Origin of the sequence: Mucilaginibacter metallidurans, from assembly GCF_003286435.2 — a bacterium.
Lineage (GTDB): Bacteria > Bacteroidota > Bacteroidia > Sphingobacteriales > Sphingobacteriaceae > Mucilaginibacter > Mucilaginibacter gossypii.
In genome coordinates, this window is the sequence record NZ_CP043449.1 from 3,906,842 (window position 1) to 3,926,651 (window position 19,810).

16 protein-coding genes are annotated in these 19,810 nt (G+C 42.8%); 10 read left to right on the top strand and 6 right to left on the bottom strand.

What is annotated here, in order from left to right:
• Window positions 1-9: 9 nt before the first annotated feature.
• Window positions 10-432, top strand: a complete 423-nt coding sequence (locus DIU38_RS16860) for a hypothetical protein (RefSeq protein WP_112652637.1) — start codon at window positions 10-12, stop codon at window positions 430-432.
• 27 nt (window positions 433-459) lie between these two features.
• Entirely contained in the window at window positions 460-1,140 is a 681-nt protein-coding gene (locus DIU38_RS16865; RefSeq protein WP_112683129.1) for a metal-dependent hydrolase, read from the top strand.
• A 100-nt stretch (window positions 1,141-1,240) separates the two neighbouring features.
• Here DIU38_RS16865 and DIU38_RS16870 read toward each other — a convergent pair whose 3' ends face one another.
• Window positions 1,241-1,717, bottom strand: a complete 477-nt coding sequence (locus DIU38_RS16870) for an organic hydroperoxide resistance protein (protein ID WP_112658382.1) — start codon at window positions 1,715-1,717, stop codon at window positions 1,241-1,243.
• Window positions 1,718-1,995: 278 nt separating this feature from the next.
• On the opposite strand from DIU38_RS16870, the gene DIU38_RS16875 reads away from it, so the two are divergent.
• From DIU38_RS16875 to DIU38_RS16900, 7 genes are all read left to right on the top strand, one after another.
• Window positions 1,996-2,544, top strand: coding sequence for a hypothetical protein (locus tag DIU38_RS16875; RefSeq protein WP_146750468.1), 549 nt, complete (start codon window positions 1,996-1,998; stop codon window positions 2,542-2,544).
• Between the two features lie 184 nt (window positions 2,545-2,728).
• Window positions 2,729-3,289, top strand: a complete 561-nt coding sequence (locus tag DIU38_RS16880; protein ID WP_112658386.1) for a carboxymuconolactone decarboxylase family protein — start codon at window positions 2,729-2,731, stop codon at window positions 3,287-3,289.
• A gap of 33 nt (window positions 3,290-3,322) precedes the next feature.
• Entirely contained in the window at window positions 3,323-5,224 is a 1,902-nt protein-coding gene (locus tag DIU38_RS16885) for a TonB-dependent receptor (protein ID WP_208809188.1), read from the top strand.
• A 14-nt stretch (window positions 5,225-5,238) separates the two neighbouring features.
• Window positions 5,239-6,090, top strand: coding sequence for an outer membrane beta-barrel protein (locus tag DIU38_RS33570; protein WP_208809189.1), 852 nt, complete (start codon window positions 5,239-5,241; stop codon window positions 6,088-6,090).
• Window positions 6,091-6,095: 5 nt separating this feature from the next.
• Window positions 6,096-7,382, top strand: coding sequence for an MFS transporter (locus DIU38_RS16890; protein ID WP_112658390.1), 1,287 nt, complete (start codon window positions 6,096-6,098; stop codon window positions 7,380-7,382).
• Between the two features lie 69 nt (window positions 7,383-7,451).
• Window positions 7,452-7,997: a carboxymuconolactone decarboxylase family protein gene (locus DIU38_RS16895; RefSeq protein ID WP_112658392.1), complete on the top strand. Its 546-nt coding sequence runs from the start codon at window positions 7,452-7,454 to the stop codon at window positions 7,995-7,997.
• Between the two features lie 15 nt (window positions 7,998-8,012).
• Complete coding sequence (locus DIU38_RS16900; protein WP_112658394.1) at window positions 8,013-8,567, top strand: carboxymuconolactone decarboxylase family protein; 555 nt, start codon at window positions 8,013-8,015, stop codon at window positions 8,565-8,567.
• 485 nt (window positions 8,568-9,052) lie between these two features.
• Here the strand turns inward: DIU38_RS16900 and DIU38_RS16905 are convergent, their stop codons facing one another.
• Window positions 9,053-15,535 (bottom strand): alpha-2-macroglobulin family protein, encoded by a 6,483-nt coding sequence (locus DIU38_RS16905; RefSeq protein WP_167516214.1) that lies wholly within the window; start codon window positions 15,533-15,535, stop codon window positions 9,053-9,055.
• Window positions 15,536-15,750: 215 nt separating this feature from the next.
• On the opposite strand from DIU38_RS16905, the gene DIU38_RS16910 reads away from it, so the two are divergent.
• Window positions 15,751-17,082, top strand: a complete 1,332-nt coding sequence (locus DIU38_RS16910) for a polysaccharide deacetylase family protein (RefSeq protein WP_112658398.1) — start codon at window positions 15,751-15,753, stop codon at window positions 17,080-17,082.
• Between the two features lie 241 nt (window positions 17,083-17,323).
• Here DIU38_RS16910 and hmpA read toward each other — a convergent pair whose 3' ends face one another.
• Genes hmpA through DIU38_RS16930 form a run of 4 tightly spaced genes read right to left on the bottom strand, consistent with a single transcriptional unit; the run spans window position 17,324 to window position 19,585 of the window.
• Window positions 17,324-18,538 carry an NO-inducible flavohemoprotein gene (gene hmpA / locus DIU38_RS16915; RefSeq protein ID WP_243770731.1) on the bottom strand — a complete coding sequence of 405 codons (1,215 nt, stop codon included), beginning with the start codon at window positions 18,536-18,538 and terminating at the stop codon, window positions 17,324-17,326.
• 49 nt (window positions 18,539-18,587) lie between these two features.
• Window positions 18,588-18,872: a cupin domain-containing protein gene (locus DIU38_RS16920; RefSeq protein ID WP_112658400.1), complete on the bottom strand. Its 285-nt coding sequence runs from the start codon at window positions 18,870-18,872 to the stop codon at window positions 18,588-18,590.
• Between the two features lies 1 nt (window position 18,873).
• Window positions 18,874-19,167, bottom strand: a complete 294-nt coding sequence (locus DIU38_RS16925) for a cupin domain-containing protein (RefSeq protein WP_112658402.1) — start codon at window positions 19,165-19,167, stop codon at window positions 18,874-18,876.
• 31 nt (window positions 19,168-19,198) lie between these two features.
• Window positions 19,199-19,585, bottom strand: a complete 387-nt coding sequence (locus DIU38_RS16930) for a group III truncated hemoglobin (RefSeq protein ID WP_112658404.1) — start codon at window positions 19,583-19,585, stop codon at window positions 19,199-19,201.
• Window positions 19,586-19,810 lie beyond the last annotated feature (225 nt).

The following is a 19,810-nucleotide window of genomic DNA, read 5'->3' on the forward strand; positions in this document are numbered from 1 at the left end:
AATACTATCATGAAAACATTACTGCTAATTGCCATGACAACATTTTTAAGCATTAGCTCATATGCCCAGGCAAACGAACTAAATTGTACCGAGCAGGCATTTACTCTTAAACTAAACCTGCCAGCGGGCGGGCACAACTCATCCTCCCAAATAGGCCGCTTTGATGCTTCGCAAATAGCACCGGGGTTTAGGTTGCCGGGGCCTAATTCCGGTAAACAAAATCAAGCGTATAACATGCTTCCTATCGGCATTGACAAAAGACCAGATCCGCACACAACTTATTCTTCGGCCGATACCATCATGTTTAAAAAGATGACATTTCTACATCCTAAAATAAACAATGTAACAGGTAAATTTACCTACACAGCCTACGATCATTTTAAGCTATTGTCAATGCCTGTCTTAAACGCCTTAACTCCGCTCTTAAACTAATCATCATTAACATAAAAAAACAAACCAATGAAACTCAACTATTACGGTCACTCATGCTTCTCGGTGGTTGCCGGAGATAAACACATTTTATTTGATCCCTTTATTACGGGTAACGAATTGGCAAAAGAAATCAACATTGATGAAATTAAAGCTGATTACATTTTTGTATCGCACGGGCATTACGATCATATTTTGGATGTAGAAACTATAGCCAACCGTACAGGCGCTATGGTTGTGGGTATTTATGAGGTGTATGATTACTTCAGCAAAAAAGGCGTTAAAAATGTGCATCCTTTAAACCCTGGAGGCAAGATGACTTTTGATTTTGGCACTGCCAAATCATTCATTGCCCAACACTCAGCCAGCTTTCCAGATGGTAGCTATGCCGGTGTAGCCTGTGGTTATGCATTAAAGACTGATGATGGCAATTTGTATTACAGCGGCGATACCGGTCTCACCTTAGATATGGAACTGGTGGCCAAATGGGTTGATCTCGATTTCGCGGTTTTCCCTATCGGGGACATGTTAACGATGGGCGTTGAAGATGCCATTGAAGCGGCAAAGCTTGTTAAGGCCAATAAAGTTTTGGGAGTTCATTATGATACCTTTGGCTTTATTAAAATAGATAAAGACGAAGCTATTAGTGAGTTTGAAAAAGCCGGATTAAAATTATTTTTACCGGGTATTGGCGAGAGTATAGAAATTTAAACTTTAGTTTTCTTGAATACAAAGATGCCTTCCTAATTAAATTGGGAAGACATCTTTGTTACTTTTAAAGTACCCCCTTTAGGGGGACGGAGGGGGCGAATTATACTAAATTGATCTCAACATTGATATTACCGTAAGTCAATTTTGAATAAGGACATGTTTGGTGTGCTTCTTCAATCAATGCTTTGGCTACTTCAACATCCAAACCTGGCAAATTTACATTTAAACGGGCTTGAAGGAAATAAGCGCCGGTAGTGATACCCAAATCCACTTCTGCATCAATAGCCAATTCGGCAGGGAGTTCAATCCTTTTTTTAGCGGCAGCAATACCGATGGCGCCTTCAAAACATGCTGACCAGCCTGCTGCAAATAATTGCTCGGGGTTAGTGCCTGGTTTAGGGGTTCCGGGAGTTGAATGTTTGATATCCAACTGGCCATCGGTACTAATAGATGAACCACCGTCACGACCGCCAACTGTACGAACTTTACCGGTATATAATACTTTGTCAATTTTATTAGCTGAGATAGCGTTGATAACCTTGATCTTACTGATACCTGATTCTTGAATAGTTTCCATTGTGTTATTTATTAAATAATTTTTGTTTTTTGTATGCTCAAAGATACCCTGATATCGCCCGGTGCCCTATCACTAACTATGTGAACCGGACAAGCCATGTCGTGAACAAGACATTCTTTAAGCCGAAAGTTCAACCAGTACGAGAGCTATTGAAACTTTTAATCACAACCGGTAAAGAATAAGAAAACCAGCTACACATTACGCGTAATTATTCTAAATAAATTTGGATACTACATTTATAAACAGCAATTTTAAGTCACTCATTGTTCGTAAACCAATTGAAGAAGTTTATTGCCCTAATGCTGCTCGGTTTTCACCTGCTTAATATAGGCGGGCAACTGGCATTGCATCAGTTCATGGTTTACAAAAGCAATAAATACTTTGCCGAACAAACTGCCAAAGGCTTTTACAATGTGAAAGACCTTACCGAGATAGTAATACCAGTAAACATGCCTGGGATTACCGACTGGAAAAACTACGAAAATATTCATGGGCAGATCCGGTTTGACAACAACAGCTACAATTATCAAAAAATGCGTGTAACCAGTCGCGCAATTTATTTGATGTGCATCCCAAACTACGAAACCACCCGGCTGGCCGATAAAAACATTATTAACGCAAAGGATATAAAAGAAAACCCGGTACCGCAAAAAGAGCATGTACCCTTTGGTAAAATAATTATGCAGGATAACCTCAATTTCACTTTTGTACATTTTGAGTTTGGCTGCCATATAAAATATACTCAACAAATTGTTGCTCAAATAGTTCAACAGTTAATTCCTGCTCACCAGGATATCCCCGAGCAACCGCCAAAGGCCGTTTGTTAATCTTCTCCTGTTTTAATTCATTTTTAGGGTAGCGGCTGTGCCACTCTACCGCTGTGTTATTATTTATTTCTGTCGATAGTTTATTCGTGGCTCAAGAGTTATGAAAATAACAACATATCGATAAGATTAGTAATCTCCAGACGATACATCCTCTCCCCAACCTATAAACATTCAATTTATTAAAATGCCTTACATTACACTTGAAAGCCATTTGCCGGGCATTACCGGCCTGCTGGAGTATGCCAAAGAAGCGGCACAACCTATCCGTAACCTTACACAGTTTTTATTGCGCGGGCCATCAACCTTGTCTGAAGCCGATCGTGAACTGATTGCCACTGTGGTATCACACAACAACCAATGCACCTTTTGCACTACCGCTCACACCGCTGCGGCCGACCTACTTGCAGGTGAAGCCGAAACAGCGCAAAAAGTAAAGGAAAACATTGAAACCGCCCCGGTTACCGAAAAAATGAAAGCCTTGCTTACCATTGCAAAGCTAACCGCGCAAAATGGCCGGAATGTAACTACCGAAGCCATCGACCGTGCCAAAGCTGCCGGAGCTACCGATATCGAGATCCATGATACCGTGCTCATAGCTGCCTTATTTTGCTATTACAACCGCTATGTTGACGGATTGGCCACTGCCTTACCTGCTGATGCTGGCTATTACAACGTGCTGGCCGAGCGATTAGTTAACCATGGCTATACCCGTTTGCCACAAGGCTATGATCATTTAAAAAAATAACCCTAATCCTCATTAAAGTAAAACCCAATCACAATGAAAAAACTTTTATTCATCATATTACTGCTCAACTCAATAAACCTGTTTGCACAGGAAATTAAAATAACGGGCAACATTACCGATGGCGTTACAGGCAAACCTGTATCCGGCGCGAGTATCTCCGTTAAGGGAAAACTTACCGGCACAACTACCGATTCAAAAGGTAACTACACTTTAAACGCCAATAAATTAAAGCTGCCATTCACCATCGTTATATCAGCCGTTGGCTTTGAAGTGCAGGAAAGCCAGGTAACATCTGCCAATAATGACATCAGCGTAAAGCTAAGCCAAAAGGCAATTGTGCTTAACGAGGTGGTATCATCTGCCACCCGTATCAACCAAAGCATTTTACAATCGCCGGTGAGTATCGAAAAAATGAGCCTTAAGGCCATTAAGGAAAACCCTTCCTTTACTTTTTACGATGGCTTGCAAAGCTTAAAAGGCCTTGAAGCGGTAACCAGCAGTTTAACTTACAAACAGATCAACACCCGTGGTTTCAACAGCACAGGTAACAGCCGTTTTTTACAACTGGTTGATGGTGTGGATAATCAAACCCCCGGTTTAAACTTCTCGGTAGGTAACCTTTTTGGCGCTTCGGATATCGATATCGAAAGTGTGGAAGTTATTCCGGGCGCGGCTTCGGCATTGTATGGTCCGGTAGCTTTTAACGGCTTACTTTCGCTTAAAACCAAAGATCCGTTTAAATACCAGGGGTTAACCGTACAGGTAAAAAGCGGACTTAACCACTTTGGAGAATCTGTTGTTAAACCACAGGGCTTATATGACTTTGCAGCCCGCTATGCCAAAGCATTCAATGATAAATTCGCGTTTAAAATCAACGCCTCATACCTTACCGGGCGCGACTGGTATGCCGATAACTATACCGACGTAAGCGCATCAACTCCAGCCGCCCAGCGTGGCCCCAATAACCCTGGCCGCGATGCACTTAACATTTATGGAGATGAGGTTACAAAAACCTTACCGGGAATTGGCCTTGTTTCCAGAACTGGTTATGAGGAAAAAGACCTGATGAACTACAACGTTTACAGCCTTAAACTTAACGGCGCATTACAATACCGTTTCAGCAATAATCTGGAGGCAATCTACCAATACAACTACGGCCGCGGTACTGCAAGCTATACAGGTAGCAGCCGTTTCGACCTCAATAACTTTGTTTTACAAACACACAGGATTGAGTTAAAAGGCAGCAACTTCTTCGTCCGCGGCTACTCTGTTGAAGAAAACTCACACGACTCATACAATACCCGCTCCCTGGCCCAATTCATCAACCGCGACTGGGTAAAAGACCTGAACGGAAACACTGTAACACCTGATAAAGCCGATGATACCTGGTTTACCCGTTATGCGGCTGCGTTTAACGGTTCGGTAAGTGGTGTTACGCCAAACAACAATTCCGCCGCAAGGACTTTTGCCGATCAGGGTCGCTTTTTACCCGGTACATCAGAATTTAACAGTGCTAAAAACGCATCCATCCACAATTATGGCTTAAGTGGTGCCGGCGTTTTCAGTAACAGTAAATTTTACCATGCTGAAGGCCAGTATGATTTTACCAGCGCCATAAAAGTGTTTGAACTTTTGGCAGGCGGCAGTTTCCGCGATTACAGGATGTTTACCAATGGCAGTTTGTTTGATGACAAGGTAAATCGTGTAACCATTAAAGAGTACGGCTCATTTTTACAAGCCGCCAAAAAACTGTTTGATGACAACCTGAAACTAACAGCTTCTATCCGTTATGATAAAAACGAAAACTTTAAAGGCAGCTTCACTCCTCGTGTTTCGGCAGTTTATACGGTTGATAAAACCTCAAACTTTAGGGCATCATACCAAACCGGTTTCAGGAATCCAACCCTGTTGATCAGTTCATCCACCTTAACGTAGGCCCTATCACTATTTTGGGTGGTGCGCCTAATAACAGCAAGGGTTTAAATGTTTATGAAAACTCATTCACTTCATCATCGGTAAGTGCCTTTGGTGCAGCGTTTGGCAAGGCGGTGCAAAGCGGCACGCCGTTCCCTCAGGCTATCGAACAAAACAAAGGGCTGCTCCAAAAAGCAAGCGTAGCCTACATTAAACCAGAGCAGCAAAAAGCATTTGAAGTGGGCTATAAAGGCTTGATGATGGATAAATTACTGATTGACGTAAACTACTATTACAGCAGCTACACCAACTTTATTCTGAATACCGTGGTTATTCAACCCAGCAATCCAATTCTTGGTTCTGATGGCCAGGTTACCACGGCTTCGGCAACTGATATTCCCAATGGTAAAGTACACGCATTTCAGTTGTATACCAACGCACCGGATAAAGTATCAGCCCAGGGAGCAAGCGCCGGTTTAACATACCTGCTTAACGGCGGTTACGCTTTGGGTGGTAACGCAACTTTATCAGTATTTAACCTTCGCAACGCTAATCCTAACAATATTGCGGCTTTCAATACACCAAAATGGAGCACTAATGCAACATTTGGCAACAGTAACGTAATCAATGATTTCGGTTTTAACGCGGCATGGCACTGGCAAACGGCTTATGATTGGTACGGTACATTTAATGGTACCCGTCCGGGCCGTGTAGATGCCTATTCAGTTGTCGATCTGCAGTTCAGCAAAAAACTGCCAAAACTTAAATCAACCGTTAAACTGGGAGGCAGCAATATCTTCAACAACCGCATTTACCAATCATATGGTTCGCCGGCAATTGGCGCCATTTATTATGTTTCAATAGTATTTGATGACCTTTTAAAATAACCAACATGAGCACTTTAACAATTGATGAGCAGGTTGTAAAACCTCAAACAAACCTCAGCGCCGCCTATAGGGTCGTGCTGTTTGCGATCTGTTTTTTTAGTACTGCTTTAGGCGGCTCGGTTTCAACATTGATGTCGGTTTACCTGCCCGTTGTGGTAAAGGACTTGCAGGGAACTGTGCCTGCTGATGAGATCAACGCCATCAGCGGGTATATCAATGCCATTTTTATATTCGGCTGGGCCTTTGGTGGTTTTACCTGGGGGGTAATCAGCGATAAAATGGGTCGGAAAAAGACCCTGCTGCTCGCCATTGGCAGCTATGGCGTATTTACCATTTTAACCGGGTTAATGCCAACCTGGTGGGGCGTGCTGTGTTGCCGCTTTTTCAGCGGTTTTGGCGTAGGCGGCGTTTTGGTAACATCCATAACGCTGGTGAGCGAAGTCTGGCCGGCCAAAAGCAAAGCAGTGATCATAGGCATTCTTTCCATAGCTTTCCCGGTAGGTATTTTCTCTGCAGGGCTAATCAACTTTATTGTATCATCATGGCGGTCGGGCTTTTTAGTCGGGGTGATCCCTCTCGCATTGGCATTGATAGGCGCTCTTGTTTTGAATGAATCTGAAAACTGGCTCAACTACCGTAACGATATCGCCAACCGTGAAAATCCCTTGAACAAGCTCCTCTCTAAAAGCCATCGCCGCGAGCTTATTGTAGGCTCCTTAACCTTTGGTACAATGCTGATAGGTTTATGGGCCATATTTTCATGGCTGCCTACCTGGGTGCAAAGCCTGATTACCGACCATGATGCCGCAAAAGAACGCGGCTTGAGCATGATGTGTATGGGCATGGGTGGTTTAACCGGTGGTTTCTTTTCAGGATGGCTGGTTAACCTGTTATCCATCAGGCGCTCCATGATAATCTGTTTCGCGGTTTGCGCAGGTATGTCATTTATCCTGTTTAAAACTAATACTATATTCAGCACAGCAGTTTATATCGAGATAATAATACTGGCCTTATTCTTTGGGGCGAGCCAAGGCGTGTTGTCAGCCTATATTCCACAATTATTTTCAACCGGCATCAAAGCAACTGCAACTGGCTTTTGCTTCAACATCGGGCGAATATTTACAGCTACTGCGGTTTTATTTGTAGGGGTACTGGTATCAACCCTGGGTGGCTACGGTAACGCTTTATTCATCTTTTCACTGGTATTTATAATTGGCTTACTGGTAGTATTATTTGTACGGGAGAAAGCCGAAGGCGAGGAAAAAGGAAAAAGCAAAAAGCTGAAGGCTTAAAGCCGAAAGCTTAGAAGAAAATTAAAAAAATCACTAATTCAATAACTCACTAATTCACTAATTAAAAATATGGCACACATCAATGTACCCGAAGGCGTTCCGGGCATCCGTTCGCTGGTAATGTTCAGGCCCGAAACCGGTCAGTATCTATATGAACTGGCCGAAGTGTTATTACGAGGAGAATCAACCTTAAGTCCGGCCGACCGTGAGCTCATAGCCACCTATGTATCATACCGTAACAACTGCACATTCTGCTACAGCAGTCATGCCGCTGCAGCCCGTTGTTTATATGAAGACGATGCGCTTATTGTAGATGAGGTTTTACGCGATATGACCGAAGCCCCCATCAGCACCAAACTAAAAGCTTTGCTGAATATTGCCGGTAAAGTGCAGATCCTTGGTAAAGAAGTAAAACAGGAAGACGTTGACGCCGCACGCGCAGAAGGAGCTACCGACCGTGAAATTCACGACGCGGTATTGATAGCAGCCGCGTTCAGCATGTTTAACCGCTATGTTGATGGCCTTGCCAGCCTTACCCCTACCGATCCCGAAGTTTATGCCGAAATGGGTAAACGTATGGCAAAGGGTTATGTATTACCACAACCTCAACATTAATTTAACCTAACAGATATGGCACATATAGAATTAAATAACGATCTGCCCGGCATCCGTGGGTTGATGTTTTATAGTCCGGAAACAGAGGCTCCGTTAAATGCCCTTGCCGAACAACTGCTCCGCGATGATAACAATTCCTTATCACGTGGCGAAAGGGAACTGATAGCAACCTATGTATCCTACCTTAACGATTGTTTCTTTTGCCAGAATGTACACGGCGCCGTAGCCGGGCATTACCTTGGCTGCACTATTGATGAGATAGATGCTATCAAAGCTAATTTTTCTACGGCTGATCTTTCGCCCAAGATCAAAGCGCTGTTGGCTATTGCCGGCAGTGTACAAAAAGGTGGAAAACATGTAACAAATGAACAAATTGAAGCCGCCCGTGCAGAAGGTGCTGATGATAAGGAGATCCACGATACGGTATTGATTGCGGCTGCATTTTGTATGTTCAACCGCTATGTTGATGGATTGGGAACCTGGGCACCGCAAGACCGGCAGATCTATATCGACCGGGCACCTGAACGTGCCGAAGTTGGTTATACATCAAGCATTTTTAAAAAAGCTTAATACCTACTGCTTTATCACGCCCACAGCCCGGAGTTTTTAACTTCGGGCTGCTTTTTTGTTATTAAACGCTGCTCTATCCTTTGAATCGAATATACTATGAAGCTGTACCACAAATCAGGATTAGCCTCATTTTTTTCTTATTCAGTTAATAAGTGATATATAGTTTAAGTTGGATTTACTAACAAAGGGGATTAACAGGGTTAACAGAATTCAGGGTTAACATTTTCATAAATACCTAACAATCAAATAATTAATTGTTTTTTATGCAAAAAATGTGTTAACCCCTTTTTGTATAAATATTACCGGCTAATTTTCAATTCATCCAACTGTTTTTTGACGTATCCCTTGTCATCAACCGCAGGAAGAAATTATACACCCTGCTAAGCGGACTTTGCAAAACCGCTCTGCAGAGCGTACAAGGTTTCTCTTTCGCCCGGAAACACATACCTGCCCGGCTCCAAATGACAAAAAGCTTAAAAAAACCTCTATTTAAACACCACCCTGCTCCCCTCACTATGTGCATTAAATTCAGGCGCGTACATGCATTGAATACTGGTAATACCGGTTGAGAAATTGCCAGGCTGTGCTACCCGCAATTCGTATTCAAACACATAGCTGCCTTTATTTAAATTGCTGATGAAAAAGTTGGTAGCAACATCTTTAGTTACCTGATAATATGATAAACCATCCTGGTATTTATATTCCGATAAAGCCGTTACAGGCTCCGTACCTGCCGGGCGAAGATCCTTAAGCTGCACATATTCATAATCACGACCGGCTTTTACATACATCACCACTTTGAGCAAATCTCCGGTTTTAGGCTGATGCGCTGCATCAACCTCCTGCAATACGGGGCCTGCATCTGTTTGTTTTTTGATGAAGTACTTACGCTCCAAATGGATATCCGTTTGCGACGGGTTGATCTTATCCATTTGCTCCAGGTACTGCCAGTACATAGCACCATAGCTGATGGATTTTCCGTTATTTTTGACCTCCACCTTGCCCAATGCTGGTTTTACCTGCTCATCAATCCAGCTGGTTTTTATGTAGCCAATACCCGCATCAGCTTTAACATCCGGTTTTAATTCGGCGAGCGGTTTATTATCCAGCTTAATTTCAGATGCAGCGCCACCTTGCAGCCAGTCTTCCTGTTTTAATAGCAGTGCATACACGGCAGCGGCAGTTGCTTTGGTGGTTTTCCAGTTATTGGTTTGCTTGTTGCGCATAAGCCATATTTTCATTTCCTCAACCGCTTTTGCGTTATTACCAGCCTCAGTGAACAACTCTATCATTAAACTTTGCGTTTCAATTGGCGACTGGTACCAGTAATAACCCACCATGTTTTTTCCCCAGTACATACCCATTTCGTCGGAAGTTTGTGCCGTTTCCATCAATGATTTAATGATGGCCTTTGTAACCAATGGTTTGCCGTTACGCACCATGGTAAGGGCTATCATCCCCTGCTCATAGATGCTTCGCGTTACCCATTGATCTTCGGCTCGTTTCAGATAATTATTGAAGATAGATTTTAACGCCGGTTCCATTTGCTTATCAGTGTAGTAACTCCGCACGTACCACGCATGGGCTTCATCGTAACCAATCTCTCTTTTTTGATAGTCTTTTTGTTTCTTCTCTTCTTTATCCTGTTTTATCAGCCCGGCATCCATATACCCAAGCGCTTTGCCGGCAATCTCTTTTAATATTTTATTATCAGCTGTGGCTACCTTCAGATGATAAAGCTGTCCTATTCCTTCCAAAACATGGCGGGTGATGTAATCATCGGCATAATTGCCCCCAAACCAGGGGAAAGCGCCGTTCGGTAATTGCTTTTGTTTCAGTTTATCCAGGTTAGCCTTCATTTCGTAGCTCATTTTATTGAGATCAAAAAGCTGGGCTATCCTTTTCTTTTGCTCCGACTCAATAAGGGCATCCTGCAGCCATGGCGTTTCTTCGAGCAGTGTGGTTTTTAATTCCTGGTTCTTTTCGAGATTGGAGAGCAATTCTTTACTGTCACCACTTTTCCACTGATCAAATACCTGCTTGATCAGCGGCATTTTACTGATCAAATCTGTCGACAAGCTATTGGCATAATAACGGCTAAACAATTGTTCCGAACACTCATACGGAAACTCTATCATGTAAGGAATGGCCTGCACTGCATTCCAGGCCGGATTTTGACTGTATTCCAGCGTGAGGATTTTACTTTTTAACGTAGTGCTGCTGTTATTGATCAGCTTATCAAAGTTGAACGTTTTGCTTTGACCAGCCCGCACCATCATCGGCATACTTTCGGTAACCAACATGCGGTTTGGCAATACCGGGATTGTATTTTCTTCGCCATCGCTGTATTTACCGGCATCCGCTGTTAAACGATAAGTTAGGGCGTCCAATCCGGAAGAGATTGCAAGTTTGAAAGAAACAGATTTGGTTGCAGAGCCATCAATCTCAAACTTTTGTTGTGCGTCATCATTGTTCACAAATAATGATACAGGCTGCATATTAATGCCGTTGAACAGTCGCAACTCAACCTTTCCCTTCAAAGGCTCAGCTTCCAGATTAGCCAATCGGGCCGATACGGTTACCGTATCGCCTTCACGTAAAAAGCGGGGCATATTGGCATTTATACTCAATTGCTTTTGTGTAACAACCTCAGCTTCGGTATAGCCAAGCTGTAATTGTTTATTGTGTGCAAAAGCCCTGAATTTCCATTTGGTGAGTGCCTCGGGCATGGTGAACTCAATCAATACCTCTCCCTTTTCATTTGTACGGAGCTGCGGGTAAAAGAAAGCTGTTTCATTAAAGTTTTTGCGGGTGGCGATAGGTTTAAGTGCACCATAACCAACAGATAATAATTCTGTATCAAATTTCCCAACAGGCTTTACGGCTATTTCCCGCAAAACTACTTTATTGTTAGCATATTGATTTACCGATGCTACATCGTAAGCAACCTGTAGCCCGGGCGCTCTTCCCGCCAACGCGTACATTGCGTTAGGTTCACTTTCGACAACTCCTGTCATATCACTATTGCCAACCGGCTCACTAACTGCCATGTATCCATCCGTATCCGCAGACATTTTCTTCAGATAATCCTTTCCGTTAAATCTTACACGAGCGGCATTTTTCAAACCCATCCGCACATGCCCATTTACCGGCGGGTTCATATATAACGTAGCCAGGTACTTTCCGCTAAACACCAGTGTAGCATTTTTGGGTACTTTAATCTTATAAAAACCTAATGAACTGGATGTTGTACTAATATTTGTGCCTTTGATTGCGATCTTAACATCTGCTATTGGCATTTTAAACAGGTTAAGCACCCGGCCGCTTACTATTGAGCCGTTTTTTACAAGGGCTGAGTTTTTGATGAACAAAGCCTCTATCTGCCTGTCTTTAGCAGAACCATTTTTATAATTTGATACAGATGCGAGATAGTTATTGTAACCATAGTTATAACCGCCAAAGTAATTGTAGTCCGCCCAATCCAACGTTTCATAATTAAAACTTGCAACAATGGGTGTTTGATAGTATCGGGAATAATCAAAGGGCGCAGTGCTAATTAACTCTACAAATTGATCATAATTTTCCCAACTGAAATAATAGATATTGTTGCCGTCATATGTTGGTAATTGCTTATCCCAGGTTTGCGGAATTGCAACGTCATCAAGCGAGGCATCATACATACCGGCCAATAATTCGGCTTGCTCCTTTTCTTTACCAGGCGCCGATACCTGTACTTTCCATTGTTCTTTTTCGCCGGGCTGTAACTTATTTCTGAAAGTAAGCAAGCGGATCTTTAATGCCGATGCAGTATCTTTTATTTTAATATGTGTATAGCTACGATACAAGCGGTTATCGTTCAGCATTAAAAACTGAACCGCAAAATTATTTTTGGCGGTTGCCGGCACAGGGATTTTTAAACTCTGTTGATGATCGCCTCCAACGGTAAGCCACTCTGACGACAGCATTTTAGGCCCCTCATATTTTTCAACCAGGATATGGGTTTCCCTGCTTGTACCCAACCAAAATTCGGCAGTTTGCCCGGCCTTATCTATTTTATCATTAATGACAGTTGCCCAGCTATCCATATCTGGTGCCTTACCAGCCTCAGCATGAACTTTGAAAAAATATGTTTGCGATGTAGTATCGCCCTTACTGCTCCTGGCATTTATAACCAATTTATAAACGCCGGTTGGCTGTTGTTTCATTGCCGCCAGATCAAGTTGGCTATAGGTACTGTCTGCAACAGTTATGCGATCGTCGATAATAGTTTTATCTGTTTGCCAGGTTTCCTGCTTGTCCTCCTTTTTATAGGCATAGCCCGGAAACAACTTTTTAAACTCACCGGCATCCATCAGGTGTTGATCAGGCGCTTCCCATAACCGTTTTTTGAACACGCTTTCTGGTTGTCTTAACGAATACACCTTCACATTCAGCATACCGTTTTGGGGTTGGCCATTTATGTTGTTAAGCTTTACAGGTATGGTAGTTTTATCTTTCGCCGATAATTGTTCGGGTACCGATATGTCCAGGTCAAGTACGTTATTGCTTACTTTAACTCCAGTACTTGCCGATTGCGTTTCACCGCTTCCGTCAGTTACATCGGCGGTGATATTGTAATTATACATATCCGGAAGTTTCCCATCGCTTGCCGAAGCTCTAAAAGCAAAGTTAAATTCGCCATTATCATTTGCTTTGATGGTGTCTGATGCTATTTCAACATTATTGGCATCCTCAAAACTATCCCCCATCATCTTTAAATAATAAGGTCGATACGCAGCAATACGTTTAACATGATAAGCTACCTTAGCCCCTGAAAGACCGTAACCAGAAAATGCGGTAACTTTACCTTTTATACGTACAGAGTCATTGAACTTATAAGTTTCCTTAACCGGCGAAAATGTTACCTGGAAGGTTGGCCGCTTGTATTCCTCAACCCTGATCAAAGCCGAACCATGATCGGTAGTTACAGACATCATACCACCCAGCGTTTGCTGAGGTATAATAAATGAGCCTGTTACCGTACCGTGCTCATTGGTTTTGAGGTTCAGGATACCTTGCTTTTGCCTGTTGGCATCAAATAAACTAACAATAACCTGCTCATTGGGTACAATACTACTTTTATTGTTCAAGGTACTTATTTGCAAACCTTTAAAATAAACCGTTTGGCCTGGGCGATAGATTTGCCTGTCGGTAAATAAAATTGTTTGTTCAATGGTCGTGGCAGAAGGTTGCGATGTCTCTATGACACCATAAACATAGTTTTGACTGCCGGTTAGTCGATCATTGTCAGTTGAAAGATCCGCATTATAGTAATTGCCTCTACATGTAAAAGTGAATACCCCGTCAGCATCGGAGTTGCCTTTACTGATAGGGTTCCTTAACATTTTGTCTTTACCGTTATAGGTATTGTATACATCAACCTTTACACCCTTAAGCGGATTTCCGCTATCACGATCAAGTACCCTGATCTCTTTTACTCCGTTGGGCCGTTGCCGTGTAACGTAGGCTAAACCACTTACCCTAAAACGCGCCAAACCGGTTAATTCAGGCTTATTTTGCAAAGCATCATCAACTACAATAAAATAATTGCCTGGCTGCAACGGTGCTATTTTAAATTCGGCATGGTGGTTTTTATAGTCGTGCATATCAGGCAGCAAAAGTTCGCCGGTTTCCGCGGGCTTTAATTTGGTTACAAAATCATACACCTTTTTGCTGATGTTTAACTCCCATTCTTCATCCTGGTTATTGCCTTTTTTCAGCTGATTTATCTGCGCATCGGTAACACTATAAATGGCAAACTTTGCCTGTTTAATATTAGCATACTGCAAGCTTGCTAATAGTGGTTTGCCGGGAGCATATACCTCTTCAACTTGGGCTGATAGGGCTTGTTTTTCCAACTCACGAATATAGGCGGCCGCATTTTTTCCGCTTATACTGTTCGGAAATAACTCTTTAGCTTTTTCATAATAACTATGCGCTGTAACCAGGCTATCAATATTTTTATAGTAAAGCCCCATTTGTACCAAAGCCTCGGCACTTATCGGTTTAGCAGCATAATTGGCTGTTGTACGTTTTAAGCTCGCCAGATACAACGAGTCGGCAATGCTTAAAGTAGATTTTTTATGCAGAAATTTAAGACGTTGCAGTTCCAGATCAGCGAGGGCTTCTGTATTGTTTTCGTGCAGATGAAATGCTGTAACCTGCTGCAACAACTTAATTCCCTGATACCAGGATGAAGCGGTGTCGACACTATTGATGTTCAACTTAACAAATGAACGGGCATCTCCAAAAAAGGCAGGATCGTTCACCGAGAAGGCCATTTTAGGTTTGATGATTTCCGGTTCGTCAGCCAAAAAGAATTCAAAAGCCCGCTGTACCAACAGGTCATAAAGTGTGGGCCGTAAATAGCGGATGCTTTTATCGCCCTTTAAGACACCATCAAGAGTGCCGATTGGCGTGGCCTGTAACTGTTTTGTATCTGCAAGCGAGAGCCGGTATTGTTTTGCTGTTTCTGAAATGATGGTTTGCAGGTCCCACTTAGTGTAATCAGCGCCGGGTGTTTCGAGGCGACTTCGCTGGCTGTAATTGTAACGATTGTCCTTGTAATAATTCCAATACATTTCGGCCAGCATTGATTGCAGTACCGGTTTTACGGGGAATTTCGTCTTATCAATATCAGCTTTTAATCGGGCAATAATAGACACCAATGCGTCTTCCTCAATGTATGATTGAAAAGTCATCCGGTAAATTACTGCGTGTACCTGCTGCGGCGCATTACTTTCATCGTGGGCCAGCTTGTCGAGTTTATCAACCTCCTTCAATGCTGATTTAGGCAAGCCTACTGCAGCCAACGAATCGATCCGAAAATTGAGCATGTCATATTTAGTTTGTGCCGATACCGGGTTAACGAAAATACTTAAGCTTAAGACAAGCAGGCAGGCTAAGGTTTTGGCAAGTTTTGGTAACATGCTGGATAGTGGTTTGGGTTGATGTTTAAACGGCGAAACAAGATATAAAATATCCATAAGGTAAAATTTAGCATTTTTTAACTGTTGATCAATCACTCTACCCTTAAGATGCAATGACAAACCTTTTTCCATAAATAGTTTTCAGACCTTCCTATCCAGCCAATTGAAACAGCAATATTACTTTGTAAATTAATTTAAAAAGTTAATTTTAATTAATGCTTACCATCAATCATAAACCAATTAAAACCCTGCTGCTCACAGCGCTTGTTGCCTTGCAAAGCAACGCCCAAACCAAACCGGGCACAACCGAAATAACTAAATGGCAATACGGCAAAACCGGTGCTGTTTCCCTTACTTATGATGACGGCTCCATGAACCAGTTCAGGAAAGCCCTTCCTGTAATGGAACGACTTAAAATGCCGGCCACATTTTTCATCATTACGGGTTCCATTCCCGGATCCAAATACCATGGGAGATTTATTGGTCGCCCGGTAAAAGAGATCATCAAAGAATCGGCAACCGTACCAACCAACGATCAGAACTTTTTTGAGCGGTGCTCTGCCACAGGGTATTTAGGTTACAAGGGTACCATCGCTTCACATACGCAGGCCGGAAGTTTGTACGATAGCGGTAAAAAAGAAAAAGCGTTTAAAGTACTTGATGATATTTATGCCAAAGCCTGCAATGGCGAATTAAAACCCGGCTATGAACCCAACGATGAGTTTAAACAATCCGTAGGTTCAACCTGGGATGATTTCAGAAAAGATGCAGCCAAAGGATATGAGTTTGCCAGTCATTCCATTACCCACCCCAGCATGCCCGGGCTTGATGAGCAGAACCTGCTTTGGGAACTGGAAAAAAGCAAGGCAGATATTCTGGCCCAGCTTGGCCCTAAACATACATTCTCGGCAGAGTGCCCTTACGGCTTTGAAAACGACCGCGTAATGAGCTATGCCCTTAAAATATATCCGGCATTGCGTAACCGCATGCCCGAGCCATGGCTAAAGGAAATTGACCGCGCCAGCAAACAAACACCCGGCTCAACGGATAAAGATTATATTCAATGGCAGCGCGGGGCAACTACCAAAACACCGCTACCTATGATGAAACTTTGGGTTGATACTACGCTTAATCACACCAATACCTGGCTGGTACTGGTTTTCCATGGTATTGACGGTATGGGTTACGAAGCCTTGCCGAGCACCCTGCTTGATGAATATTTCCAGTACATCAAAAGCAAGAACGATAAACTTTGGGTAGCCACCTTTGGCGATGTAACCCGCTACATGCGCGAACGTGAGCACGGCAAGACTAATGCTTCAACGGAAGGAAGCATAATACAGGTAAAAGTAAGCCATAACCTTGACGGCAAAATGTATTATCTGCCATTAACGCTCAAAACCTACGTACCACCAGGCTGGACAAACGCGACAGTGACACAGGGTTCAAAAAGCAAAAAGATTAATACAGCTAAAGATCGGCAAGGCACTTATGTACTGTATCAGGCACAACCAAATGAGGCGGTAGTGACGCTAAAGAAAGGATAATTAATTTAGCTAGTTATTTCGTGCTGAAATAGCCAATGTACAAGACATTTTATTTCAGCACGAATAACCACAACATTTAGAGGCTGTTAAAAAAACAATAGTTTTTGAATGTAGAGACGCATAATTGCGTCTCCCGCTTGCAATTTACGATACCTGATAAGCTTTTGAAATTGGCATGTCCTCCGGGAGACGCAATTATGCGTCTCTACAAAAATATTTCCTTTCATTTTTAAATAGTGTTTTAATTCAGCTGCAAAGTTTGAGGGCCAAACTCTTCAAAATGGATCAGCTGTTTATCGATTCCTTTTTTAACCAGTTCGCGGTAATGCAGTTCGATAAAACCTGCGGGGCCGCAAATGTAGTATTCGGTGTTTGGCTCAAAGATCTCGTCGCCCAGTTGGTTAAGGTCAACCCAGCCTTCATAAAAATTATCAGGTGTTGCTTCCTCAATATCGTTATAGAAAATGTGCTTTTTAACCTCTTCGTTTTTACCTTCCCAATGTTCAATAACTTCTTTAAAGGCATGTACATTTTTATCACGGCAACCGTGAACCCAGGTTTTAGGTCGTTTACTGCCGCTTTTTATCAGACTTTCCATCATGCTCATTAACGGGGTTTGGCCAACGCCGCCACTTATGAAAACTATCGGGTGGTCACCATCGCCATTTAATACAAAACCACCTGCCGGCGCAGATACCTCGATGATATCACCTTCATTAACAAAATTATGCAGGCGGTTGCTGATCATGCCATCGGCAAGCAATTCAGTTCCAGCTTCGCGTTTAACCGAAATCCGGTAATACTCACCATTAGGCGCACTTGAAATACTGTACTGACGGGGTTGTAACAGGTTAAGCTCGGGCAAAAACAAACGCACGCTTAAAAACTGACCGGGCGTAAAATCCGGTACCGCTCCACCGTGCGTAGGATAAAGGTAAAAGGAAGTGATCTCTGCCGATTCTTTTACTTTCTGTTTTACCACAAATGGTCTCCAGCCTGTCCAGCCACCTTTTTTAGCCACTTGTTTACTGTAAAGGTTTTGTTCATGGCCAGTCATAATAGCCGCCAGCTGATTGTAAGCAACAGTCCATGCTTCGAGCAGCTCGGGTGTAGCGGCATCGCCCAATACTTCGCTGATTGAGGCAATCAGGTGACCGCCAACAATAGCATAATGCTCGGGCCTAATATCAAGACTTGTATGTTTTTGACCAATGCCATCAAGTACGGGCATTAACACGCCCGGATTTTCTATATGCTCGGCATAAGCCAGTACAGCCATGGCAAGAGCGGTTTGTTGTTTGCTGTTTTGCTGATTGCCCATGTTAAACACATTTTTAAGTTCGGGGTTATGAGTAAACATCCGGTTGTAAAAATGAGTTGTTAATAATACTCCATGCTCTTTCAATACAGGCACTGTGGCTTTAACCAGCTCTTTTTGTTCTTTAGTAATCATCATTTTAACAGTATATATTTATAATTAATTGCTGTGCCTGCTTAACCCTGTATCAAAAGGCAAATACTATCCTCAAGGGCCAGCAGACTGTGCAGCAATTTATTGGTATTTCGAAATCAGTATCGCGCATCAAATCAACCGAGCGCTTATGTTCTTTATACAACACGCTTCCTTCGGTTACTATCAGCGTGGCGGGTATCACGGTTTTGTGCTCCTTTAAAACCGTTCCTTTTTTAAGGCCGATTACTATTACTTTATAGCCATTGCCCTGTTTTAGTATTTTTACTACCGGCCCTGTTGCCGATGGAATTTGCTCCCGCACTTGTTCTATGATCATATTAATTAATGTGAATGTTATCAGCTTCCAGGTATTTGATCTGCGCGCCATTAGCCAGTACAATCCAGGCCTTAAAATCATTGATTATTTTAAGCATATGCTGCTCATTGGCAGGGATCAGAAAAGTTTCGCCTTTGCCAAGTTCATAGGTTTCGCCAGCGTAGATGAGCAGGGCGTTCCCCTCCTCTACAATCAGGCAGGCATCTGAAGTAGCTATGTGCCTTTTCATATTTGCACCTGCGGTAAGCTCAACCTTAACCACCTGGAAGTGTTCGTTTACTTCAAGTTGTTTCATAACATTTGATTTTTATATCTGGAAATATCGGCTACATAATAACCCTTCCTGATCCACCCTTCATATTGGCCAGCTTACTCATGAACATTACCGCCATTAAGCCCGCCCTGTTCTTGGCATCATTGGCCATAGGACCGGCAAAGTGCGCGTCAACAGTTTCTTTAAACAGATCCAGCCAGCGATCAAAATGAGCATTACCGATAGGTAGCGGCGCATGCCTGGCAAAAGGATTACCTTTAAACCCCGGAACACCAAACAAAGCGGCATTCCAGAAGGCGTACATTTTATCAAGGTGCGGCTGCCAGTCGTCTTTTATAACTTCGGCAAAAATGGGCCCCAATAATCCGTCAAGCCGCACCCTGGTATAAAATTCATCAACCAGTTGCTTGATTGATGTTATGTCTTGTATATCGTTCATTAGTGTGTATTTATCTGTTTTATTTCTACCTCCGTCGTGCCGAACTTGTTTCGGCACCTCACCTGCTATATGTCACCTGCGTTATGGAATCCCGAAACAAGTTCGGGATGACGTCGCGTTTATTATTCCTATTTCAAATACTACTGATTTACAATACAATAAATCAAAAAATCCAAAATCTAATATCCAAAATCACGGGGCGTTACCTGCGGCCCGGGCTATCCG

Excerpts from the sequence above, each read along its gene's own strand:
- DIU38_RS16860 (WP_112652637.1), top strand. The coding sequence starts at position 10 with ATGAAAACATTACTGCTAATTGCCATGACAACATTTTTAAGCATTAGC.
- DIU38_RS16865 (WP_112683129.1), top strand. The coding sequence starts at position 460 with ATGAAACTCAACTATTACGGTCACTCATGCTTCTCGGTGGTTGCCGGA.
- DIU38_RS16900 (WP_112658394.1), top strand. The coding sequence starts at position 8,013 with ATGGCACATATAGAATTAAATAACGATCTGCCCGGCATCCGTGGGTTG.
- DIU38_RS16930 (WP_112658404.1), bottom strand. The coding sequence starts at position 19,585 with ATGAACGATATACAAGACATAACATCAATCAAGCAACTGGTTGATGAA.
- DIU38_RS16905 (WP_167516214.1), bottom strand. The coding sequence starts at position 15,535 with ATGTTACCAAAACTTGCCAAAACCTTAGCCTGCCTGCTTGTCTTAAGC.
- DIU38_RS16870 (WP_112658382.1), bottom strand. The coding sequence starts at position 1,717 with ATGGAAACTATTCAAGAATCAGGTATCAGTAAGATCAAGGTTATCAAC.
- DIU38_RS16925 (WP_112658402.1), bottom strand. The coding sequence starts at position 19,167 with ATGAAACAACTTGAAGTAAACGAACACTTCCAGGTGGTTAAGGTTGAG.
- DIU38_RS16885 (WP_208809188.1), top strand. The coding sequence starts at position 3,323 with ATGAAAAAACTTTTATTCATCATATTACTGCTCAACTCAATAAACCTG.
- DIU38_RS16895 (WP_112658392.1), top strand. The coding sequence starts at position 7,452 with ATGGCACACATCAATGTACCCGAAGGCGTTCCGGGCATCCGTTCGCTG.
- DIU38_RS16880 (WP_112658386.1), top strand. The coding sequence starts at position 2,729 with ATGCCTTACATTACACTTGAAAGCCATTTGCCGGGCATTACCGGCCTG.
- DIU38_RS16890 (WP_112658390.1), top strand. The coding sequence starts at position 6,096 with ATGAGCACTTTAACAATTGATGAGCAGGTTGTAAAACCTCAAACAAAC.
- DIU38_RS16910 (WP_112658398.1), top strand. The coding sequence starts at position 15,751 with ATGCTTACCATCAATCATAAACCAATTAAAACCCTGCTGCTCACAGCG.
- hmpA (WP_243770731.1), bottom strand. The coding sequence starts at position 18,538 with ATGATGATTACTAAAGAACAAAAAGAGCTGGTTAAAGCCACAGTGCCT.
- DIU38_RS16920 (WP_112658400.1), bottom strand. The coding sequence starts at position 18,872 with ATGATCATAGAACAAGTGCGGGAGCAAATTCCATCGGCAACAGGGCCG.